Origin of the sequence: Hymenobacter sp. BT491, from assembly GCF_014349165.1 — a bacterium.
In the GTDB taxonomy this organism is placed as follows: domain Bacteria; phylum Bacteroidota; class Bacteroidia; order Cytophagales; family Hymenobacteraceae; genus Hymenobacter; species Hymenobacter jejuensis.
The window spans coordinates 213,313-233,884 of sequence record NZ_JACSJJ010000001.1 but is presented as its reverse complement, the minus strand read 5'-3'; the positions used below and the strand labels follow the sequence as shown (position 1 = coordinate 233,884).

The 20,572-nt window shown below is 54.2% G+C and carries 21 protein-coding genes and 1 tRNA gene; 12 read left to right on the top strand and 10 right to left on the bottom strand.

Annotated features, from left to right (window positions below):
• Positions 1 to 70: 70 nt before the first annotated feature.
• Positions 71 to 1,054 (top strand): YheT family hydrolase, encoded by a 984-nt coding sequence (locus tag H9I52_RS01050; protein WP_187452291.1) that lies wholly within the window; start codon positions 71 to 73, stop codon positions 1,052 to 1,054.
• A 33-nt stretch (positions 1,055 to 1,087) separates the two neighbouring features.
• On the opposite strand, the gene rsmG is transcribed toward H9I52_RS01050, so the two are convergent.
• From rsmG to H9I52_RS01035, 3 genes are all read right to left on the bottom strand, one after another.
• Positions 1,088 to 1,720, bottom strand: a complete 633-nt coding sequence (gene rsmG, locus H9I52_RS01045; RefSeq protein WP_187452290.1) for a 16S rRNA (guanine(527)-N(7))-methyltransferase RsmG — start codon at positions 1,718 to 1,720, stop codon at positions 1,088 to 1,090.
• A gap of 123 nt (positions 1,721 to 1,843) precedes the next feature.
• The gene (locus tag H9I52_RS01040; RefSeq protein WP_139514573.1) at positions 1,844 to 2,467 is read right to left on the bottom strand and encodes an RNA polymerase sigma factor; all 624 of its coding nucleotides are present in this window, start codon (positions 2,465 to 2,467) and stop codon (positions 1,844 to 1,846) included.
• On the bottom strand, positions 2,458 to 3,585 hold the full coding sequence (locus H9I52_RS01035; RefSeq protein WP_187452289.1) for a glycosyltransferase: 1,128 nt from the start codon (positions 3,583 to 3,585) through the stop codon (positions 2,458 to 2,460). Before H9I52_RS01035 ends, H9I52_RS01040 begins: the two co-directional genes overlap by 10 nt.
• An 89-nt stretch (positions 3,586 to 3,674) precedes the next feature.
• Between H9I52_RS01035 and tgt the strand changes: the two genes are divergently transcribed.
• The 3 genes from tgt to H9I52_RS01020 all read left to right on the top strand — a co-directional run bounded on the left by tgt (position 3,675) and on the right by H9I52_RS01020 (position 6,992).
• A complete protein-coding gene (gene tgt, locus H9I52_RS01030; protein WP_139514575.1) occupies positions 3,675 to 4,805 on the top strand; it encodes a tRNA guanosine(34) transglycosylase Tgt in 1,131 nt (376 codons plus the stop codon).
• Between the two features lie 113 nt (positions 4,806 to 4,918).
• Positions 4,919 to 5,995, top strand: a complete 1,077-nt coding sequence (locus H9I52_RS01025; RefSeq protein WP_139514576.1) for an LptF/LptG family permease — start codon at positions 4,919 to 4,921, stop codon at positions 5,993 to 5,995.
• Between the two features lie 46 nt (positions 5,996 to 6,041).
• On the top strand, positions 6,042 to 6,992 hold the full coding sequence (locus H9I52_RS01020) for a DMT family transporter (RefSeq protein WP_187452288.1): 951 nt from the start codon (positions 6,042 to 6,044) through the stop codon (positions 6,990 to 6,992).
• On the opposite strand, the gene ispE is transcribed toward H9I52_RS01020, so the two are convergent.
• Positions 6,948 to 7,760: a 4-(cytidine 5'-diphospho)-2-C-methyl-D-erythritol kinase gene (ispE, locus tag H9I52_RS01015; protein ID WP_187452287.1), complete on the bottom strand. Its 813-nt coding sequence runs from the start codon at positions 7,758 to 7,760 to the stop codon at positions 6,948 to 6,950. The genes H9I52_RS01020 and ispE overlap by 45 nt on opposite strands.
• A 133-nt stretch (positions 7,761 to 7,893) precedes the next feature.
• Here ispE and H9I52_RS01010 point away from each other — a divergent pair, with 133 nt between their 5' ends.
• Genes H9I52_RS01010 through H9I52_RS01000 form a run of 3 tightly spaced genes read left to right on the top strand, consistent with a single transcriptional unit; the run spans position 7,894 to position 10,337 of the window.
• The gene (locus H9I52_RS01010) at positions 7,894 to 8,550 is read left to right on the top strand and encodes a sugar transferase (RefSeq protein ID WP_187452286.1); all 657 of its coding nucleotides are present in this window, start codon (positions 7,894 to 7,896) and stop codon (positions 8,548 to 8,550) included.
• Positions 8,543 to 9,202, top strand: a complete 660-nt coding sequence (locus H9I52_RS01005) for an acetyltransferase (RefSeq protein ID WP_139514580.1) — start codon at positions 8,543 to 8,545, stop codon at positions 9,200 to 9,202. The genes H9I52_RS01010 and H9I52_RS01005 overlap by 8 nt, the downstream gene beginning before the upstream one ends.
• On the top strand, positions 9,195 to 10,337 hold the full coding sequence (locus tag H9I52_RS01000) for a DegT/DnrJ/EryC1/StrS family aminotransferase (protein ID WP_187452285.1): 1,143 nt from the start codon (positions 9,195 to 9,197) through the stop codon (positions 10,335 to 10,337). Before H9I52_RS01005 ends, H9I52_RS01000 begins: the two co-directional genes overlap by 8 nt.
• On the opposite strand, the gene H9I52_RS00995 is transcribed toward H9I52_RS01000, so the two are convergent.
• From H9I52_RS00995 to atpD, 3 genes are all read right to left on the bottom strand, one after another.
• Positions 10,334 to 11,455 carry a trans-sulfuration enzyme family protein gene (locus tag H9I52_RS00995; RefSeq protein WP_187452284.1) on the bottom strand — a complete coding sequence of 374 codons (1,122 nt, stop codon included), beginning with the start codon at positions 11,453 to 11,455 and terminating at the stop codon, positions 10,334 to 10,336. The two genes, H9I52_RS01000 and H9I52_RS00995, sit on opposite strands and share 4 nt — an antisense overlap.
• A 149-nt stretch (positions 11,456 to 11,604) precedes the next feature.
• Positions 11,605 to 11,850: an ATP synthase F1 subunit epsilon gene (gene atpC, locus H9I52_RS00990; RefSeq protein WP_139514583.1), complete on the bottom strand. Its 246-nt coding sequence runs from the start codon at positions 11,848 to 11,850 to the stop codon at positions 11,605 to 11,607.
• A gap of 80 nt (positions 11,851 to 11,930) precedes the next feature.
• Complete coding sequence (gene atpD, locus H9I52_RS00985; protein ID WP_139514584.1) at positions 11,931 to 13,436, bottom strand: F0F1 ATP synthase subunit beta; 1,506 nt, start codon at positions 13,434 to 13,436, stop codon at positions 11,931 to 11,933.
• 254 nt (positions 13,437 to 13,690) lie between these two features.
• On the opposite strand from atpD, the gene H9I52_RS00980 reads away from it, so the two are divergent.
• From H9I52_RS00980 to pth, 4 genes are all read left to right on the top strand, one after another.
• Positions 13,691 to 13,763, top strand: a tRNA-Gln gene (locus H9I52_RS00980).
• Positions 13,764 to 13,924: 161 nt separating this feature from the next.
• Positions 13,925 to 14,854, top strand: coding sequence for a ribose-phosphate pyrophosphokinase (locus tag H9I52_RS00975; RefSeq protein ID WP_139514585.1), 930 nt, complete (start codon positions 13,925 to 13,927; stop codon positions 14,852 to 14,854).
• A 127-nt stretch (positions 14,855 to 14,981) separates the two neighbouring features.
• A complete protein-coding gene (locus H9I52_RS00970; protein WP_139514586.1) occupies positions 14,982 to 15,554 on the top strand; it encodes a 50S ribosomal protein L25/general stress protein Ctc in 573 nt (190 codons plus the stop codon).
• A 162-nt stretch (positions 15,555 to 15,716) separates the two neighbouring features.
• A complete protein-coding gene (gene pth / locus H9I52_RS00965) occupies positions 15,717 to 16,280 on the top strand; it encodes an aminoacyl-tRNA hydrolase (RefSeq protein WP_187452283.1) in 564 nt (187 codons plus the stop codon).
• A gap of 77 nt (positions 16,281 to 16,357) precedes the next feature.
• On the opposite strand, the gene metG is transcribed toward pth, so the two are convergent.
• Positions 16,358 to 18,400, bottom strand: a complete 2,043-nt coding sequence (metG, locus tag H9I52_RS00960; protein WP_187452282.1) for a methionine--tRNA ligase — start codon at positions 18,398 to 18,400, stop codon at positions 16,358 to 16,360.
• Positions 18,401 to 18,613: 213 nt separating this feature from the next.
• On the opposite strand from metG, the gene H9I52_RS00955 reads away from it, so the two are divergent.
• The gene (locus H9I52_RS00955; protein WP_187452281.1) at positions 18,614 to 19,267 is read left to right on the top strand and encodes a hypothetical protein; all 654 of its coding nucleotides are present in this window, start codon (positions 18,614 to 18,616) and stop codon (positions 19,265 to 19,267) included.
• 60 nt (positions 19,268 to 19,327) lie between these two features.
• On the opposite strand, the gene H9I52_RS00950 is transcribed toward H9I52_RS00955, so the two are convergent.
• Both H9I52_RS00950 and msrB read right to left on the bottom strand, forming a co-directional pair.
• Positions 19,328 to 19,681, bottom strand: coding sequence for a hypothetical protein (locus H9I52_RS00950; protein ID WP_187452280.1), 354 nt, complete (start codon positions 19,679 to 19,681; stop codon positions 19,328 to 19,330).
• Between the two features lie 180 nt (positions 19,682 to 19,861).
• Entirely contained in the window at positions 19,862 to 20,458 is a 597-nt protein-coding gene (gene msrB / locus H9I52_RS00945) for a peptide-methionine (R)-S-oxide reductase MsrB (RefSeq protein WP_262385914.1), read from the bottom strand.
• Positions 20,459 to 20,572: the final 114 nt, after the last annotated feature.

Genomic DNA, 20,572 nt, shown 5'->3' with positions numbered 1-20,572 from the left:
CTTACTAGTATGCATGCCGAGCTTTCGTTATATTTAGATTCCGCCGGCTACTTAACTAGATTGATTCGTTATGCCGCTCGTCACTCACTCCCGCTATCAACCGCCGTTTTACTTATTCAACGGCCACGTACAAACTATTGTCCCGAGCATTCTGCGCTCCGTACCGGACGTTAGCTACCAGCGCGAACGGGTAGAAACCGAAGACGGAGATTTCCTGGATTTAGACTGGTCACGGCTCCCTAACCAACACACTGATACCCTGGCGATTGTATCACACGGTTTGGAAGGTGATGCCGGCCGGCCGTATGTACGCGGTATGGTGCGCGCGCTGAATCGGGCTGGCTTCGATGCCTTGGCTTGGAACTACCGCAGCTGCAGCGGCGAAATGAACCGCTTGTTGCGCACCTATCACCTCGGCGACACCGAAGACCTTGACTTTGTAGTACGCTATGCCTTGGGCAAAGCGCGCTATCGGCGGGTGTACCTCACTGGGTTTAGCGCCGGAGGCAACGTGACGCTCAAGTACTTAGGTGAAAACCCCGATAAAGTCCCGCGTCAAGTCGAACGCGCTGCTGTGTTTTCGGTGCCTACCGATCTGAAGTCGAGTTCGCATTATATCTCGCGCTTCCAAAACCGGATTTACCTCAACCGATTTTTGAAATCGCTACGGGAAAAAATGCGGCAGAAAGCCGAGCTGCTGCCCGGCCAGATCGATTTGGCCGACATCGATCAGCTGCAGGACTTTCCGCAGTTCGACGACCGCTTTACGGCTCCTATGCACGGCTTTAAGTCAGCCGAAGAATACTACGAGTATTCCAGTTCGGGCCGGTATTTGAGCGGGATTCGCATCCCTACGCTTCTGGTAAACGCAGTCAATGATCCCTTCCTGCCGCCCTCTTGCTTTCCGCGAGAGGTGGCCGAGAAAAGCAATTATGTTTTCCTCGAAACGCCGCAGGAAGGCGGCCACGTCGGTTTTGCCGAAGGCTCGCCCGATGGCGAATATTACTCGGAGCGCAGAGCCATCGAGTTTCTTACGGCCCAAATCCCGGCCTAACTACTGCGTTGATTCGAGATTTTCGGCAGTCTCTTAGCGTTTCTTGGCTAAGCTATTCGGCACAAACACGACTTTTTTCGTTTCGAAGAACTCCTCCGTGAAATAATCGCTCAGGTTGTAAACCGCAGCCGGCAAGCCCGACTCGTCAATTTCTTCTGCCAGATCGCCGCCTTTCAAATAATACAGGCCTGTAGCCGCATCGGCGCTGGGCTTGTAGCGGTGCTCGATCCAGGTGTAAAACGTAGCCAAGCGCGCAACGGCGCGGCTCACCACATAATCGTATTTGGGCCGCAATTGCTCGGCGCGGGTTTGCTCGGCGGTTACGTTGTGCAGCTTCAGCGCATGCGCCATGTCCTGCACCGCCCTGATTTTCTTGCCGATGCTATCAACCAAATGAAACTCGACTTCCGGGAATAATATGGCCAACGGCAAGCCTGGCAGTCCGCCGCCCGTGCCGACATCGAGCACCGAAGTGCCCGGCGCGAACTGCACCACTTTGGCAATGCCCAGCGAATGCAAAAAATGGCGTTCGGCCAAGTTATCGACGTCGGTGCGGGCAATGAGGTTGAGGCGCTCGTTCCAGCCGCGAAACTCCTGCTCAAGCAGTTCAAATTGCAGGCACTGCTGGTCGGTAAGGTCGGGGAAGTAGCGAAACAAGATGTCCATCGGAACAAAGGTATCGGATGTAGCCATACGGCTCCCATGCCGAAACCGCGGCATCTGTAAAAAGAAAATGCTCCGACTGGAAGCCGGAGCATTTTCTTTTATAAATATTTGATAATCAAATAGTTATATAATATGCTTTTTGTTCTTCACCATATCATAGAGCAACTCGCGGGCGCGGTGCAGTTGGGCTTTCACGGTACCGAGCGGCGCTTTTAGCTCCTGCGCAATTTCTTCGTAGCTCAACTCATCGAAGTAACGCAGCGTGACGAGGCGCTGGTATTTGTCGGGCAGCCGCGATACCACGTGCTGCATGATTTCGATTTTCTGATTTTTGATGGCTGACTCCTGCGGGTTCAAGTTTTGATCGCGGAAATCAATGGTGATCTCGTCGCCGTTGTCGATTTTGATGGCCGAATCAATCGACATGGTTTTGATTTTATTCTTGCGGATAAAATCGATGCAGTTGTTGGTGGCAATGCGGAAAAGCCACGTGCTAAATGCGTATTCGGGGTTGAATTTGTGCAGGTTGCGAAACGCTTTGGCAAAGGCTTCGATCGTGAGATCTTCGGCGTCGTCGGGGTTGCGGACCATCTTGAGGACCACGTGGTATACCGGCTTTTTGTAGATCTGCATCAACTCGGCATAGGCTTTTTCATCGCCTTGTTCCACAGCTGCCCGAATCAGCTTGAAATCATGCTTGGCTTTAGCAGAAAACTGTTTTTGAATTTCCTGATTGTTTACTTCCATCGGAGGTTACGGTAGAGGAACAGCGAAATTCCCAGAGCGAGATAGTAAAAAAAATAAACAGCGTCGAGGACAGGCAGCAGAACTATCGGCAGCCGGTCATGAAGGCGGCGGCCAACTTGGGAATAAGTAAAGCAAAGGATGCTGGTGCGCACGAACCACACTGCGGCCAAAGGTACCCAATCAGGGCGGGAAAATAGTAGTCCAAGCGTTGTGAAATAAAAAAGCAGATTAGTACCAATAAAGTTTCCTATTCGGAATTGATCGGCCAAACGATAGCGGCGGCCGGCCGACAGGTGGCGTCGTTTCTGATGCCACCAAGCGCTCCAAGTAGAAGCCGGTTTGCTAAGCGTGTGCGCGGCCGGCTCCGCGACTACCGTCACCCGCATCCCGTGCTGCACGGCGTCCTGCACCAGCAGGTCGTCGTCGCCTCCGAGGCTGCGAATGTGAGAAGCAAAGCCTTTGGTTGTCCGGAAACAACGGAGGGAATACGCCATGTTTCGGCCCACTCCCATATAAGGTTTTCCTCGCCACGCGAACGACAAATACTGTGCTCCGGTGAGTAGGGTTTCAAAACGGACGAGCTTATTTAAAAACCCAGATTCAGGCGCATAAGCCGAGTACCCGATCACTAAGTCGGCGGGGCGGGCAAAGCCGCGTTGCATCAGCCTGATCCACTGATTGGTAGCCGGAATGCAGTCGGCGTCGGTGAACAACATTTGCTCGTAACGCGCCGATTTGATGCCCAGCGTCAGCGCATATTTTTTTGGCGACAAGCCCAGCGGAGTCGTACTCACGGTTACCAGCTGCACGTTGGGAAAGTACTGGGCGAGCTGCTGCGCGTAGAGATACGTGTCGTCGTCTGAGCGGTCGTCAATCAAAATTATTTCAAACCCCGCCGGATACTCTTGCTGCAAGAGCAAAGGCAGCAGGCGCCGCAGGTTTTCCAGTTCGTTGTGCGCGCACACCAACACCGACACGGGTTCGGCCGCGCCGGCGTTGTCCTCGGGCTCGGTGGGCCGATTGGCGAATGGCAAAAAATAATAGGCCGCGTAGTACATCTGCACCAGCACGCAGGCCAGCAACAGCCACAGGGCCGGCGAAAAAGAAAGAAGCAACACGGGGTATCCGGATAAGCCGGCAAAAATAGGTATTCATCAGCAGCAAACGGCGCCAAGGGGTTACCTTTGCGGTTTGTAATTGTGACTGAATGACCTTCGATCTCGTAGCCCAAGATTCCCAGACCAAAGCCCGCGTCGGCGTGGTCACCACGGCGCACGGCGCCATCCAGACGCCGATTTTTATGCCGGTCGGCACAGTGGGTACGGTGAAAGCCGTGCAGCAGCGCGACTTAGTTAACGATGTACAGGCCCAAATCATTCTGGGCAATACCTATCACCTCTACCTGCGCCCCGGCCTCGATATTTTGCGCCAGGCAGGCGGCTTGCATAAATTCAACGGCTGGGATCGGCCCATCCTGACCGACAGCGGTGGCTACCAAGTGTACTCGCTTAGCGGCACGCGCAAAATCAAAGAGGAAGGCGTCAAATTCCGCTCCCACATCGACGGTTCGCAGCATTTGTTTTCGCCCGAAGGCGTGATGGACATTCAGCGCACCATTGGCGCCGACATCATCATGGCATTTGATGAGTGCACGCCGTGGCCCTGCGAATACGACTACGCCAAGCGCTCGCTGGACATGACGCATCGCTGGCTCAAGCGCTGCATTGCCCGCTTCGATAGCACCGAAGGCCACTACGGCTACGAGCAGACGCTTTTCCCGATCGTGCAAGGCAGCACTTTCAAAGATCTGCGCATCCAGTCGGCGGAGTTTGTGGCCGAGCAGCAGCGCGAAGGCAACGCCATCGGTGGCCTGAGCGTAGGTGAGCCCGCCGAGCTGATGTACGAAATGACCGAGCTCGTCTGCGACATCTTGCCCAAAGATAAGCCCCGCTATCTGATGGGCGTCGGCACGCCGGCTAACATATTGGAAAACATTGCGTTAGGCGTTGATATGTTCGACTGCGTAATGCCCACCCGCAACGCGCGCAACGGCATGCTGTTTACCACGCAAGGCGTGATGAACATTACCAATAAAAAATGGGCCACCGATTTCGAGCCGATTGATGCCGAACTAGGCGGCTACGTCAGTACGTTTTACTCGCGCGCTTACGTTCGTCACTTGTTTCAGAGTCAGGAAATGCTCGGCCCGCAAATTGCGTCCGTGCACAACCTGACGTTCTATTTGTGGCTGGTCAAGCAGGCGCGGGAGCACATCCTGGCCGGCACTTTTCGCGAGTGGAAAGATCGCATGGTGAAGCAACTAATGACGCGCCTGTAAATTATCAGTTACACAACTACTTCATTATCAATTACTTATACAAATCAGCTTAAAACTCCGTAAAAAGCTGATTATCAGCGCCCATCCCATTAATCTGCCTCACCCACGATTACATGAAGCTGCTCGATAAATACATCCTCCAGAAATTTCTCACCTCGTTTTTCTTTACGGTGGTGGTGCTGGTGGCCGTGATCTGCGTGATTGACTTCACGGAGAAAAACGACGATTTCATCCAGCACGACCTCGGCGCCAAGCAGATTATTCTGGAATATTACGTCAATCTGTTTCCGTATTACGCCAATCTGCTCTCCCCCATCACGGTGTTCATAGCCACCGTATTCGTGACGGCGCGCTTGGCTTCGCGCACCGAAATTGTAGCGATTCTGGCCAGCGGCGTGAGTTTTCGCCGGTTTCTACTGCCTTACGTTATGGGTGGGTTGATTATCGGGGCGGCTACGTTTGGGCTCATCGGCTGGCTGATTCCGGTGGCCAACAAGACGCGCGTGAACTTTGAGCGCCTTTACACCAAGCGGCAGTATCACTTCGACGCGCGCAACTTTCACATCAAGATCGGGCCCGAAACCTATGCCCAGATGGAAAGCTACGACAACATCAACAACGTCGGCTACCGCTTTGCGCTCGAAACCATTGTGGGCACCACGCTCAAGCGCCGCCTCACTGCCGATGCCATCAGTTGGGACTCGACGAAGCACGCGTGGCGCCTCACGCCGCAGCTAATTCGCACTTTTAACGGGCAGCAGGAACACCTGCAAACCGTGCCAGCCCGCGATACAACGCTCAATCTTTACCCCAAGGATTTCGCCAGCAAATACCGCCTCGCCGAAACCCTCACGCTGCCGGAGCTGAACGCGTTCATCAAGCAGAAAATCGATCGGGGCGCCGACGACACGCAAACGTACCTGAGCGAGAAATACGAACGCTACGCGTATCCCTTTGCTATTCTGATACTTACCATTATTGGCGTAATTCTGAGTGCCCGCAAGTCGCGAGCGGGCGTCGGCGGGCAGATTGCGCTGGGATTTGTGCTGGCCTTCGTGTTCATCATTTTCGTAATCCTGAGCCGCAACTTAGCGGCGGTGGGCACGCTTTCGCCCATGTTGGCGGCCTGGGTACCGAGCATTGTGTTTACCATAATCGGGCTGGCGCTGTATCGTTTCGTACCGCAGTAAGCATCGACGAGCCGTTATTTACCAACTTACTGACAATCAGCTTATTATGCTCAAAGATTATCTCCGGCTTCACTTCATCGTCTTGTTGTGGGGTTTCACGGCCATCTTGGGCAAGCTGATTTCGGTGCCGCCGGTGGAGTTGGTGTTTTGGCGCACGCTGATTGCGTCTGTGGGGCTAGGCTTGTTGTTGATGTTGCGCCGGCAAACCTGGCGCGTCAGGCCGCTGGCAGCCCTGCGGCTGCTGGGCGTCGGGGCGCTGGTAGCCGTGCACTGGATCACGTTTTTTCTGGCGGCTCGCCTTTCTTCGGTGAGCGTGTGCTTGGCCGGTATGGCTACGCTGGCTTTGTGGACGTCCTTGCTCGAACCTCTGATTTTGTGGCGCCCAGTGCGGGCGTACGAGGTAATTCTGGGCCTGCTGACGATGATGGGCTTGTATCTGGTTTCGCAGGCAGAATTCGATCAGCTGCTGGGGTTGGGCGTCGCGGTATTTTCAGCGGGACTGTCGGCTTTGTTCAGCGTATTCAATTCCAAGCTGGTGAAAGAGCACCCACCGTTGCGCCTCACGTTTTATGAGATGCTGGGCGCGTGCTTGTCTATTTTGCTGTTTTTTCCGCTGTACAGCCGCTATTTCACCGAAAATGCGGGCCTGCATCTGGCCCTAAAACCCTGGGATTACGTGTGGCTCTTGCTCTTGGCAGGCGTCTGCACGGTGTATGCTTTCTCGTCGTCGGTGGAGCTGATGAAGCGACTCTCCGCGTTCGTTATCAACCTGACCGTCAACCTAGAACCCGTGTACGGCATCCTGCTGGCGGTGCTGATGTATTGGCTGCATGTGCCCGGCTTCCGCGAAGAGCAGATGTCGACGGGCTTTTACCTGGGCACATTGGTGATCTTGTTTAGCGTGCTGATTCACCCCGTCCTCGACCAGTGGAATCAGCGCCGGGCCCGTCGCTTACAGCAACCCATCCCAGACGAGATAATCGTCGGGAACCCGTAAAACGGGAGGGACTTGCTGCTTCGGGAAAAAACCGTAAACCGCAGACCCTGAGCCCGATAAGCTTGCATAGGCTGCTCCAGCAGTATATAAGGCTTGCTTCAGCTCGCCCAACACCGGATGAAAAGGCGTTAGGGCATCTTCAAAGTCATTACCAACAGTTTCGCGCCACGTTTCCATAGGCTGCGCGATGCTTTGCCGCAAATCGTGGCGGGGCGTGCGCGGCACGACGCGCGAATAAGCTTCACCGGTGCTGATGTGCAGATTAGGATAGATGACTTTGCACGCGACGCCGGTCAGATCGAGGGCAATTGGCTCGAACACATCGCCCTTTTCGTGCGCAAAAACAGGTTTGTTCCGAATAAAAAAAGCGCAGTCGCTACCCAAACGCCGGGCATAATTCTCGAGTACCTCAGGCGAACAATTCAGGTTGAATAGCTCGTTTAAAGCGCGCAAAGCAAAGGAAGCATCGCCCGAACCACCACCCAACCCCGCCCCGATGGGCACGACCTTATGCAGATGCATTTGCACGGGCGGCAAGTCAAAGTCAGCCTTAAGCAACTCGTAGGCACGCCAGCACAAATTGGTTTCTACTTCACCCGGAATAGGTATGCCACTAAGAGTTAATGAATTAGCTTCAGCAGGCAAAATTTCCAGCGCATCCGTCCAAGGCAGCGGCACAAACACCGATTCGAGGTTGCGGAAGCCGTCGGCGCGCTGGCTGGTGATGTAAAGCCCTAGGTTGAGTTTGGCGTTGGGGAAGACTAGCATGATCGGGAGGTAGCGTACGCAGCAGAATTCCAGCGGCAGAATTCGTCGCGCCGGCGCCGCAAGCTACTGCGTAGGCGCCATAAAAAGGGTATTTTTGGCCTTGCATGAAGCCTGATTGCTTCGGCTTTTTCGTATGCCTAACCTGATTGGCTTGGATTGGTACCGACGCTGGGGCAAGCGTTTGCTTGACTTGGGGCTGGCCGCGCCGCTTGTGCTGCTGACGTTGCCGTTGCTGCTGCCAGCGGCGGTGGCACTGGCATTCCAAAACCGAGGGCGGGTGTTATTTCGGCAGCTTCGCCCCGGCTGGCACGGTCAATTGTTCAGGCTTTACAAACTCCAAACCATGACCAACGCTCGCGATGCCCAAGGCCACTTGCTTCCCGACGCGGACCGCCTGCCGCCGCTAGGACGTTGGCTGCGAGCCACTTCCATCGACGAGTTACCCCAACTCTGGAACGTATTGCGGGGTGATATCAGTTTAGTTGGGCCACGGCCATTGCTTCCGCAATACTTGCCGCTGTATTCGCCGCAACAGGCCCGCCGCCATCAGGTTCGGCCGGGCATTACGGGTTGGGCGCAAGTCAACGGACGAAACGCGATCTCCTGGGAAAAGAAATTTGAATACGATGTGTGGTACGCTGATAACCTGTCGTTGAAATTAGACCTTCGCATCTTGTTACTCACTGTTCAACGGGTGGTAAGCGCCCGAAATATTACGGCTCCGGGTCAGGCTACTACTGAGGCCTTTACGGGTACATTCGTCGCCCCTGAGCCTCCGCAACATGACTAAGCCGCTAAAACCGCTGGTTATTTTTGGGGCCGGCGGGCTGGGCCGCGAAATTTTGCTGCTCGCTCGTCAAATCAACGAAGTCACGCCCACCTGGCTGCTCACTGGTTTTTACGACGACGCAAGTCCTGCCAGTGCCTTCATTCACGGCGTACCGTACCGCGGCACCGCCGCCGACCTCAATGCTACCAAGGAACCCTTGCAAGTCATTGTGGCTGTGGGCAATAGCCAAGCACGGGCCGCAGTGGTCAGCCGGCTCACCTCGCCCCTTTTGCAGTTCGCAACGCTGATTCATCCTTCCGTGGCCTGTCAGCAATACCAGCACATCAGCGTGGGCGAAGGCTCCATTATCACCCAAAGCTGCATCCTGACCACCGATATCCGGGTGGGCAGGCACGTTCTGCTGAATTTGGGCTGCACCATCGGCCACGACGCGGTTCTGGAAGATTTTTGTTCGTTAATGCCCCACGCCAATGTCGGCGGCGAAGCCCATTTGGGCGTGGGCGTGTATCTGGGCACCAATGCCACCGTCATCAACCAAGTGCGCGTAGGGGCTCGCACCATTGTGGGCGCCGGCGCCGTTGCCGTGCGCGACTTGCCCGCCGACTGCACTGCCGTTGGAGTGCCTGCCACCGTTATCAAAACTCATGCGTAGCCGAGACCACGACCGCATCTATCTTTCCCCACCTCATCTTGGTCGCCACGAGCTCAACTACGTTCATAAAGCCTTCGAGGACAACTGGATAGCTCCCACAGGACCCAACATTACGGGTTTCGAGCAGGATGTGTGTCAGTACACCGGCGCAGCTTACGCGGTAGCGTTGGCCTCTGGTACAGCGGCCATTCATCTGGGCCTGATCTTATTAGGTGTCGAGCCCGGTGATGAGGTGTTGTGCTCCTCGTTCACGTTCGTAGCTACGGCCAATCCCATTGTGTATCAGGGCGCTACGCCTGTATTTGTCGATAGCGAGCCAAATACGTGGAATATGTGCCCGGTGCGGCTGCGTGAGGCCATCGAGGACCGGATCCGAGTAGGCAAAAAGCCTAAAGCACTGATACTGGTGCATTTATATGGCACACCGGCGCAATTGCATGAGCTGTTGGCCATTGCGGCGGAGTTTGAGATTCCGGTTCTGGAAGATGCCGCGGAAGCCTTGGGCGCGCACTACGCAGGAAGGCCGCTAGGCACTTTCGGGGCGGTGGGCGTTTTCTCGTTCAATGGCAACAAAATCCTGACTACCAGCAGTGGCGGCATGTTAGTTACCAACCGCCAAGGCTGGGCGCAGCAAGCGCTCTTCTTAGCGACGCAGGCCAAAGACCAAGCACCTTATTATCAACACTCTACTACTGGGTACAATTATCGCCTCAGCAATATTTTAGCTGGTATTGGGCGGGGCCAGATGGAATTGCTGGAGGATCGGGTAAAAAAGCGAAGGGAAATTTATGCGTGGTACAAAGAAAAACTTCGCGAGGTGTCAGCGATTAGCTTCGGCCCTCACGAACCGGTTGGCAGCCGTTCCAATCGGTGGCTTACAACCATTCTGCTCGACGCTAATCAAACCTCAGCTACGCCGGAGCAGGTGCGGCAACACCTAGAAAGCCGCAACATCGAAGCCCGGCCGCTCTGGAAGCCCTTGCATCAACAGCCCCTTTTTGCGTCGTCCCCCACGTACGGGGGCGCAGTTTGCAACGATCTGTTTATGAGAGGATTATGCCTTCCTTCCGGATCGAGCATGACGGAGGACGACCTGCAAAGGGTAGTCGAAGCCCTTCGCGAGGTGGTTCTTTAAGCAAGCGCCTGCTCCAGATCGGCAATCAGTTCCTCCACTGGCTCTATGCCGGCCGAGAGCCGAATCAGGCCGGTAGTGATGCCGAGCTGCTGCTGCTGCTCTGGCGTCAGGTAGCGGTGCGACGTGCCCAACGGATACGACAGCGATGAATCTACCCCGGCCAGCGAAGGCGCAAACGGGAAACGTTGGCTACGGCGCATCAATTGGTTTACTTTTTCGGCTTCGTCGGCTATTTTGAAAGAAAGCATACCGCCAAACAAACCCTTCCCTTGCTCAGCGGCTAAAACATGCTGCGGGTGCGTTGGCAGCCCCGGATAGTACACAGCGGCCACCGACGGATGCTGGTTCAGAAACTCAGCGATGGCCATGGCATTGAGGCAATGCTGGCGAATGCGTAGGTGCAGCGTTTTGAGACCCCGCACTGCCAGCCAGCTCTCCATCGGGCTCAGCGTCAGGCCATAATGCATACCGATTTCCTTAAGGCGAACCGCTACGTCAGGGTCGGCGGCCACTACGGCACCGGCCGTCACGTCGCTGTGGCCAGCAATGTATTTGGTGACGCTATGCAACGTAATATCTGCCCCTAATGCCAGAGGGCGCGTCAGGATGGGAGAGGCAAACGTGTTGTCCACGATGAGCTTCAACCCATGGCGATGGCATTCGTCGGCCAACTGGCGCAGATCGGCAACGCGAAGCAGCGGATTGCTGATGGTTTCGGCCAACAGGACGCGCGTCGTAGGCTTCACGAACTCCGCGAGCGAGTACAAGGCCTCAAACGGTACGTATGTCACCGTGATGTTCATCCGGCTCAATTCGGCGTTTAGCAGCGATGAAGACCCACCGTAAATATCGGCGGCACACAGCACGTGGTCGCCGGCTTGGCAAAAAGCCATCAGGGCCGCAAAAATGGCGGCCATCCCGGAGCCGGTCGCAATACCGCCGGCGCCAGCTTCCAGCCTCGTCACGGCATTTGCCAGTTCATCGGAATTCGGATTGCCGTTGCGAGAGTACATGTACCGACTCTCGGGGCTTTCGAAGTAGCTTTCCAGCTCGTGGAGATCCGCAAACTTGAAAACGGAAGTCTGGTATATGGGCGTGATTTTGGGATGGATTTCCATGTAACGTAAGCTTTATCCAGCAGTAGCGGTGCGTTGTAGAGATATTTCCGACAAGCACGAAAGCCAGTGCAAGCTAAAGCTTACAGCCCAATTCAAAACAAAAAAGCCCTTCCCGTTGGGAAAGGCTTTTCATAAAAAGCAGTTCTGGCTTAAGCAACAATGGCCTCAGCCAGTACAATTACGTTATTGCGAAGAACTTCTACTACGCCGCCTTCAATGCGAAAGGCTTCACGGCCGGTAGCGCTGGTCACGGTAACTTCGCCGTGTTTCAAGGTGCTAATCAAGGGCGCGTGGTTGTTAAGAACCTCGAACTGTCCGTCGCTTCCGGGAAATACGACGGCTGTCACTTCGCCCTCGAATACTTTCCGGTCTGGCGTGATGATTTCTAAATGCATAAGTGGAATCGTTAAACCAACCACTATATAACTAATTGACAATCAAATAGTTATATAGTGGTTGGTTTCGCCTTTAACAATTACTTGGCTTCTGCGATCAGACGCTCGCCTTTGGCTACAGCATCTTCGATGCTGCCTACCAAGTTGAACGCTGCCTCGGGCAGGTGATCGTACTTGCCTTCGATGATCTCGTTGAAGCCGCGGATCGTGTCCTTAATGTCAACCAATACGCCAGCTAGGCCGGTAAATTGCTCAGCCACGTGGAACGGCTGGGAAAGGAAACGCTGCACACGACGAGCGCGCGATACAACCAGCTTATCTTCTTCCGACAATTCGTCCATGCCCAAGATGGCGATGATGTCCTGCAGTTCTTTATAACGCTGCAGAATCTCTTTCACGCGCTGGGCGGTGTTGTAGTGCTCGTCACCGATCAGGTCGGCAGACAGGATGCGCGACGTCGAGTCGAGCGGGTCTACTGCAGGGTAGATACCAAGCTCGGCGATCTTACGCGACAATACCGTGGTAGCATCCAAGTGAGCAAACGTCGTTGACGGAGCTGGGTCAGTCAAGTCATCAGCAGGCACATAAACAGCTTGTACCGAAGTGATTGAGCCACGCTTGGTTGACGTGATGCGCTCTTGCATGGCACCCATCTCGGTAGCCAGCGTAGGCTGATATCCTACGGCTGACGGCATCCGACCCAAGAGAGCCGATACTTCCGAACCCGCCTGCGTAAAGCGGAAGATGTTGTCGATGAAGAACAGGATGTCGCGACCAGCGCCGGTGCCGTCGCCATCGCGGAAGTTTTCCGCTACGGTCAGGCCCGAGAGGGCTACGCGAGCACGGGCTCCGGGTGGCTCGTTCATCTGGCCAAACACGAGAGTTGCCTGTGATTTAGCCAGTTCGGTTTCGTCTACTTTCGAGAGATCCCAACCGCCTTGCTCCATTGAATGCTTGAACTCTTCACCGTACTTGATGATGTCCGATTCGATGAATTCGCGCAGCAGGTCATTGCCTTCGCGGGTACGTTCGCCCACGCCGGCAAACACCGACAGACCTGCATAGGCCTTGGCAATGTTGTTAACCAACTCCATGATTAGCACAGTTTTACCTACACCGGCGCCACCGAACAAACCAATTTTACCACCCTTTACATAGGGGGCGAGCAGGTCGATAACTTTGATACCTGTGTAGAGAATCTCCGACGAAGTAGCCAGATCTTCAAAAGGGGGAGCCTGACGGTGAATAGACAGACCACCATCGCTTTTGGGCTGTGGAATGCCGTCAATGGCGTGGCCAATCACGTTGAACAGGCGGCCTTTGATGCCTTCGCCGGTGGGCATAGTGATGGGCGAGCCCAAGTCACGAACTACAGCCCCGCGGGTCAAGCCCTCGGTTGAGTCCATGGCAATGGTGCGCACCCGATCTTCGCCGAGGTGTTGCTGGCATTCCAGGATGACCACTTGGCCGTTGTCTTTCGTGACTTCGAGCGCGTCGAGGATGTTGGGAAGTTTGGTGCCTTCACCCGCGAAGCTCACGTCCACGACGGGACCGATGACCTGGGTGATTTTTCCGGTATTCGCCATTGCGTATCTTTATAATGAGTGGGGCAAGGGTTTCAGGCCGCAAAACTACGGCTAAAATGCCGCTTTGCCAAAGCCGGATTACCGGAAAGTTTGGCAAAGCATGAAGTGCTGAAAATCAGGGATTCAGCCCCGCAAAAACCCCATCCGTGCACAATAGGTGCGGTGGAGGCGGAAAAAATTTTTGCTGCAAAATTTGCCTTGAATTAAACCCGTCGTACATTTGCACACCCAAACGGCACAGCTGATGGGTATTTTGTCCGATGGTGTAACTGGCAACACGCTTGATTTTGATTCAAGAAAGTCCAGGTTCGAGCCCTGGTCGGACAACTGGTTAAGTAACGCGAAAGGCGCTGGATCTTCCTCGAAAAGGAAGTCCGGCGCCTTTCGCTTTTTTGGTTTGGCCTACTCCTTCGCTAAATTGGGTTTCCGCGATTTTCCCGGAGCCGCTCAATTCCTTTTTGCAGTCCTCATCCTTTACTTCCCTTACCATGGCTCCACAGGTTAAAATTTTTGCCGGCAATTCCAATCCCGAACTGTCGGCTCGGATTGCCGACGCATTCGGAACCCCCCTCGGTGACCTGAGCATTCAGCGCTTCGCCGATACGGAATTAGGCCCTAGCTTCAACGAAAGCGTGCGTGGTTGTGCGGTGTTTCTGATTCAGAGCACCTTTCCGCCCGCCGAAAACCTCATGGAACTGATGCTGATGGTAGACGCGGCCAAGCGCGCCTCAGCCGAATCGGTGAATATCGTGATGCCGTATTACGGCTACGCCCGTCAGGACCGCAAAGACAAGCCGCGCGTCAGCATTGGGGCCAAGGTAGTAGCCGATTTTATACAAAGCGTTGGCACTGACCGGCTTATGACCTGCGACCTGCACGCCGGCCAGATTCAGGGCTTTTTTGACATTCCGGTTGACCACTTAGATGGCGCGGCGATGTTCGTGCCGTATATCAAGTCGCTGAACCTGGAAAATCTCATCTTCGCGTCGCCCGACGTGGGCGGCGTGGTGCGTACCCGAGCTTTCGCCAAGCGCTTCGGCGCCGAGATCGTGGTATGTGACAAGACGCGTTTGCGGGCTAATGAGATCGCTTCTATGCAGGTGATCGGCGATGTAACGGGCCAAGATGTAGTACTGGTAGATGACATTGTGGACACGGCCGGCACCATCTGCAAAGCGGCTGATTTGCTCATGGAGCGCGGCGCCAAATCGGTACGCGCCGTCATTACACACGCTATTCTGAGCGGCCCTGCGCACGACCGCATCCGGGCTTCGGCGCTACAGGAGCTGGTGGTGTCTGATACAATTCCGTTGCGGCAGCAGAATGATAAAATACGGGTCATTTCCCTAGCGGACCTCTTTGCCCGGGCCATCCGCAATGTGGTGACGCACGAGTCCATTAGCTCGCTGTTCATTTAGGAGTACCGTTTCGGCCTCGTTACTAGGCAGAATCGATCTGACCTTCCGAATATAAAACAAACCGCTTATCTTTGCGGCCCGATTTGCCCTGATGGTCAGGGCAACGGAATATTCAAACACACTTTTTATGAAAAGCTTAGAGGTTGTAGGGTTTAAAAGAGCGAATCTCGGCAAGAAAGATGCAAAGCAGTTACGTCTTGATTCTTATGTACCGTGCGTATTGTACGGTGGCAAAGAGCAAGTTCACTTTTCGGCTCCTGCTATTCTCTTCCGCGAACTGCTGTACACTCCCGAAGTTCACATCGTGGACCTGAACGTAGAAGGCACGATGTACCGCGCCATTGTACAGGACGCCCAGTTCCACCCCGTAAACGAAATGCTACTGCACGTTGACTTCCTCGAACTGGAAGGCGGCAAAGAAGTCAAGATGGACATCCCCGTGAAGTTCATTGGGGTTTCGCCCGGCGTACAGCAAGGTGGCAAACTGGTGTCGAAGTTGCGTAAGCTGAAAGTGAAGGCCACGCCCGAAAACCTGCCCGACTTCGTAGAAGTTAACATCTCGGACCTCGAACTAGGCAAGTCGATCAAGGTAAACAAGGTGCAGCCTACCAACTACACCATCCTGACCAACCCCTTGGCTCCGATCGCTACCGTAACCATCCCACGTGCGCTGAAAGGCCAGATGGCTGCCGAGAAATAGCATCAATACTTTTGGGAGAAATTAGCCGCGTAATTTTGCAGCCGATTCGCCCAAACTCAAAAGGCCGCTCTTTCAGGGCGGCCTTTTTTGTGAAGCATACATTCGAGGCGTTGTTTCCGTCCCGGAGCCCGTATCTCCCCATTAATTCGAAAAAGCAGTGATATGAAATTCCTTGTGATGGCTCTGGGAAATATCGGCCCTGAGTATGCCGATACGCGCCACAACATCGGCTTTATGGTTGCCGATTACTTGGCGGCCAAGCACGATGCGCATTTCGAAATTGGGCGTCATGCTTTTGTCACCGAAATTAAGTCGAAGGGCAAAAGCTTTACGCTGGTGAAGCCCACTACCTACATGAATCTGAGCGGCAAAGCTGCTGCGCATTATTTGAGCGCCCTGAAAATTCCGGTGTCGCAAATGCTGGTGGTGACCGATGATTTGGCGCTGCCTTTTGGCAAATTACGGCTGAAAGGCAAAGGCTCGGCAGGTGGCCATAATGGCTTGAAGCACATTCAGGAAACGCTCGGCACCGACGAATATGCCCGATTGCGCTTCGGCGTGGATGCGAATTTTCCGAAAGGCCGGCAGGTCGATTACGTGCTAGATCCTTTTTCGCCCGACGAACAAATCGAGTTGCCGTTGCGCATTGAAAAAGCCGCAGACGCCGTGCTTACGTTCGGTGCGCTGGGCATAGAGCGGGCCATGAATGTGGTCAATGTAAAATAATTCTGGCTGCTGCATTGAAAATTATTCAACGCAGCAGCCAGAATTATTTATTTTATAACTAATTAATTATCAATCATTTATAAAACAGCACTACCATTGCGAGTTTGCTGCCCGGGCTGCATTAATGCCAAGGACCCGTCGGCATTTTCTGCTAACAGCAACATACCCTGCGATTCGATGCCTTTGATTTCGCGCGGAGCCAAATTAAGCAATACCATTACCTGCTGACCAACGAGTGCTTCGGGAATAAAGAATTCGGCGATGCCACTGACGATGGTGCGCTCATCCAGACCGGTATCGATGGTGAGCTTGAGCAGCTTTTTGGTTTTGGCTACTTTTTCGGCGGCAATAATTGTCCCGATGCGCAAATCCATGCGCGAGAAATCATCAAACGACACGTTTTCCTTAGCGGGCGTTACAGGCGCGCTGGCTAGTTGATTGGCCTTTTTTGTATCGAGCAATTTCTGCACCTGCGCTTCAACAGTCGCATCTTCGATTTTATCGAATAGCAGGAAAGCCTCCCCCACTTGATGCCCGGCGGGCAGCGCATCGGGGTTGCCAGCGGCGTACCAAGCCGTTTTTTCAATTTGCAGCATGGCCTCCAGTTTGGCCGATGTAGCAGGCAAGAATGGCTCTACTAGCGTGGTAAGGCTGGCTGTGATTTGCAACGCAATATTGAGGATGGTCGCTACACGCGATTCATCGGTTTTGATGAGTTTCCACGGCTCAGTATCGGCCAGGTATTTATTGCCCAAACGCGCCAGATTCAGCAATTCGGCCAATGCATCGCGGAAGCGATAATTATCGATTAATTGCCCGATGCGCGTTGGAAATTCGCTGAGCTGCTGCAGCACTTCCTGATCGAAATCTGTCAGCTCATTGCGCGCCGGAATTTTGCCGCCGAAGTATTTATGTGTGAGCACCACGGCGCGGTTTACGAAGTTGCCAAACGTAGCCAGCAATTCGTTGTTGTTCCGCGCTTGGAAATCTTTCCAGGTGAAATCGTTATCCTTGGTTTCGGGGGCGTTGGCGCACAATACGTAGCGCAATACATCGGCTTTGCCCGGAAAATCCTGCAAATATTCGTGCAACCACACGGCCCAGTTGCGCGAAGTCGAAATCTTATCGCCTTCGAGGTTTAGAAATTCGTTGGCCGGCACATTATCAGGCAAAATATACTCGCCGTGCGCCTTAAGCATGGCCGGGAAAATAATGCAGTGAAAGACAATATTATCCTTCCCGATAAAATGCACCAGCTTGGTACCGCTGTCTTTCCAATAGGTTTCCCAGGTATCGGGCAATAAATCTTTAGTGGCGGAAATGTAGCCAATGGGCGCGTCAAACCACACATAGAGCACTTTTCCTTCGGCGCCCGGCACCGGCACGGGCACCCCCCAATCGAGGTCGCGCGTAACTGCCCGCGGATGCAAGCCTTGATCAATCCACGATTTGCACTGCCCGTAAACGTTGGCTTTCCAGTCGCCTTTGTGGCCTTCGATAATCCACTCGCGCAGCCACGGTTCGTACTGATCCAGAGGCAGATACCAGTGTTTGGTGTCGCGCAGTACCGGCTGGTTGCCGCTGAGCATGCTGCGCGGATTAATTAATTCGGTTGGGCTCAACGACGAGCCGCATTTTTCGCATTGGTCGCCGTAAGCATTTTCGTTGCCGCAATTTGGGCACGTGCCCACAATGTAGCGATCGGCCAAAAATTGATCGGCTTTTTCGTCGTAATACTGCTGCGAAGTCTGCTCAACGAATTTTCCATCGTTATATAACTTGAGAAAAAAGCCGCTGGAAACTTCGCGGTGCGTAGCAGAAGAAGTGCGCGAATAAATATCAAATGATACTCCGAAATCAACGAAAGAATCGCGAATTAGCGCATGGTATTTATCGACAACTTGCTGAGGCGTAACCCCTTCCTTTTGCGCCCGAATGGTAATAGGCACACCGTGTTCGTCGGAGCCGCAAATAAACTTGACATCGCGTCCCGCAGCGCGCAGGTAGCGCGCATAAATATCGGCAGGCAAATACACGCCGGCCAAATGCCCGATGTGTACCGGACCGTTGGCATAGGGCAAGGCTGCCGTAACTGTATAACGTTGAGGATCAGACTGCATGAGAAAGGGAAAGAGCAAAAAGGTAAATTAAAGAAGCAGAGCGGAATTAGCTGTTCTGCTTAATTAGGCGTAAAGGAACAAGGAAAAGCAGGAACTCCCGTATAAGCGATTCACTGGATGGTGCGCAAACCTGCCACCTGCTTTTGCAAAGCAAAAAGCAAATGACGACGCGCTAATTTGTTGTTAATAAATCATTTAACTCTATTTTCAATCATGAAAAAAGCCGACCAGGAGCAATCCGAAACTAAGGCCCCGAAAGACCCTGCGCTGAAGGCCCAACGCAAAGCGGCAAAGGCAGCTGCCCGTGCTTCCAACATCATGACGGACGCCCGAACCCTAAAGCGAGCGGGGCATAAAAAAGCCCTTAAATCGGCAGCCAAACAGTTGCAGAAAGAGCTCGACAACCGCATGAAGGAGGTGGTAAAGCGCATTCGCAAAGAAACAAAAGCCAAGCTAAAAGAGGTGGTAAAAGAAGCTACCCAACGTCTGGATATCGAAACGCAACGGTTGTTTGAGCAAGCTTTGTACAACATTGTGCAGCAAAATGACGCCGCCACGCCTGCTGGCTCGGATAGCATCTCTACCGAATCGGAAAGCGCCATCACCCTGACGGCGCCGGCCACCCCAAAACGTCCGGCTGCCGTGAGTTCGCGCCCGGCACCCACCGTTCGGCCTGCACGTCCGGTGCCAGTGAGTCGGGCTCAAGTAGTTGAACCCGCCGCCCGCCGAGGCCGGCCGAGCAACGCCTCACGGACGACTCCGGCCGCCGCGCCGCGCCGTACGGGTAGCCCCTCGACCAACGGAGCCATTACCAATACAACTTCGAGCTCCACAGATAACGCCAGCACTTCCGACAACAACGCGTAAAACAACCCGTTGAAAATCCTTTGCGAAGCCCGATCACAAGAAAGTGGTCGGGCTTCTGTTTTAAGGCCGCCGGGTAGTATCGAGGGGTGCGTCGTTGAGGCGGCGCAGGCGCGTTTCCTGCGTGGTTGTGTTGGGGTTGTTGGTGTTCACGCTTTCGGGGCGCTGCCGGGCGTTGGTGCCACTGGCTTGCTCCCGAATGGGCACGCGTCCTGGCGTGGCGTCGGGTACGGAGCCGCCGTAGCCGGCATTGCTGTTATAAGCGGCTTTGCGATCGGCATCGTTGCGGATTTCGCTGGGCACGCGCGGCTGATCCGATTCGGCGGCGGTTCCTTCGGTAGCCGTGCAGCTTGTTAGCAAGCCGAGGCCGACGAGTAGCCCTAAACCGTAAATACTTGATTTATAATTAGTTATCATTTCGCCATTCTTAGAGCAAACCCGGAGCAAGTCAGCTTCTGTAAAACGCTTAACCCTGGCCGGAGGTTAATTTAATTGCGCGCCTTCATTTTCATCGATCCGACTTATTCATATAACAAACGAAACGGCCCGTCGGCAAAAATTTGCCAACGGGCCGCCCGAAATCGGAGCTGCGATTGGCTACTTCGTTTTCTCGAATATCATGCCGTCCGAATCCATGCAATAGCGCTGCCCCGTGGGCTTGGGGCCATCGTCGAAAACATGGCCTAGATGGCCGCCACACTTGGCACATACCAATTCGTCGCGGCTCATGCCGTAGCTGTTGTCAGCAGTTACCTTCAGGCTATTTTCAGTTGCCGGAGCCCAGAAGCTCGGCCAACCCGTCCCCGATTCAAACTTCGTGTCGGAAGAAAAGAGCAGGTTGTGGTCGGCGGCGCAGTAGTAGTTGCCCTTTTCGTGGTTGTCGAAATACTTATTGGCAAATGCGCGCTCGGTGCCCTGCTCGCGCAGGATAAAATATTGGGCCGGCGTGAGTTGCTTGCGCCACTCCGCGTCGGTTTTGTGCACTGGAAACTCGCCGGGCTTGCCCGTAACGAGCTTGGGCTTCGGATAGGCTTTGGCCGAGACCGAAGGCATAGTGGAAGCCAAGGATTTCTCAACGGCTACGGTTTGTCCTTTCTTTTGCGAGCAAGCGGTACTCAACGTGATGCCCGATACCAACAAAATCAGCAAAGATGAGCGCATGAACATGAAATTGATGAAAGTCTGTGAGAGCATAAGGAACAACTATATAGCTGCTCTGTGTTGCAACATACGCAGCTGGACTAGAGTTCGGATCGCGAAGCTTGCCGAGGATTTAAGCCACAGTGAGTTAACATTTTAATACTGCGG

Bases quoted from the DNA above. Each gene is read 5' to 3' on its own strand.
- rsmG (WP_187452290.1), bottom strand. From the start codon at position 1,720: ATGGACATCTTGTTTCGCTACTTCCCCGACCTTACCGACCAGCAGTGC.
- pth (WP_187452283.1), top strand. From the start codon at position 15,717: ATGAAATTCCTTGTGATGGCTCTGGGAAATATCGGCCCTGAGTATGCC.
- H9I52_RS01010 (WP_187452286.1), top strand. From the start codon at position 7,894: ATGCCTAACCTGATTGGCTTGGATTGGTACCGACGCTGGGGCAAGCGT.
- ispE (WP_187452287.1), bottom strand. From the start codon at position 7,760: ATGCTAGTCTTCCCCAACGCCAAACTCAACCTAGGGCTTTACATCACC.
- H9I52_RS00995 (WP_187452284.1), bottom strand. From the start codon at position 11,455: ATGGAAATCCATCCCAAAATCACGCCCATATACCAGACTTCCGTTTTC.
- H9I52_RS01005 (WP_139514580.1), top strand. From the start codon at position 8,543: ATGACTAAGCCGCTAAAACCGCTGGTTATTTTTGGGGCCGGCGGGCTG.
- H9I52_RS01000 (WP_187452285.1), top strand. From the start codon at position 9,195: ATGCGTAGCCGAGACCACGACCGCATCTATCTTTCCCCACCTCATCTT.
- atpC (WP_139514583.1), bottom strand. From the start codon at position 11,850: ATGCATTTAGAAATCATCACGCCAGACCGGAAAGTATTCGAGGGCGAA.
- metG (WP_187452282.1), bottom strand. From the start codon at position 18,400: ATGCAGTCTGATCCTCAACGTTATACAGTTACGGCAGCCTTGCCCTAT.
- H9I52_RS01050 (WP_187452291.1), top strand. From the start codon at position 71: ATGCCGCTCGTCACTCACTCCCGCTATCAACCGCCGTTTTACTTATTC.
- H9I52_RS01020 (WP_187452288.1), top strand. From the start codon at position 6,042: ATGCTCAAAGATTATCTCCGGCTTCACTTCATCGTCTTGTTGTGGGGT.
- H9I52_RS01025 (WP_139514576.1), top strand. From the start codon at position 4,919: ATGAAGCTGCTCGATAAATACATCCTCCAGAAATTTCTCACCTCGTTT.
- tgt (WP_139514575.1), top strand. From the start codon at position 3,675: ATGACCTTCGATCTCGTAGCCCAAGATTCCCAGACCAAAGCCCGCGTC.
- H9I52_RS00970 (WP_139514586.1), top strand. From the start codon at position 14,982: ATGAAAAGCTTAGAGGTTGTAGGGTTTAAAAGAGCGAATCTCGGCAAG.
- H9I52_RS01040 (WP_139514573.1), bottom strand. From the start codon at position 2,467: ATGGAAGTAAACAATCAGGAAATTCAAAAACAGTTTTCTGCTAAAGCC.
- H9I52_RS00950 (WP_187452280.1), bottom strand. From the start codon at position 19,681: ATGATAACTAATTATAAATCAAGTATTTACGGTTTAGGGCTACTCGTC.
- msrB (WP_262385914.1), bottom strand. From the start codon at position 20,458: ATGCTCTCACAGACTTTCATCAATTTCATGTTCATGCGCTCATCTTTG.
- H9I52_RS00975 (WP_139514585.1), top strand. From the start codon at position 13,925: ATGGCTCCACAGGTTAAAATTTTTGCCGGCAATTCCAATCCCGAACTG.
- atpD (WP_139514584.1), bottom strand. From the start codon at position 13,436: ATGGCGAATACCGGAAAAATCACCCAGGTCATCGGTCCCGTCGTGGAC.
- H9I52_RS00955 (WP_187452281.1), top strand. From the start codon at position 18,614: ATGAAAAAAGCCGACCAGGAGCAATCCGAAACTAAGGCCCCGAAAGAC.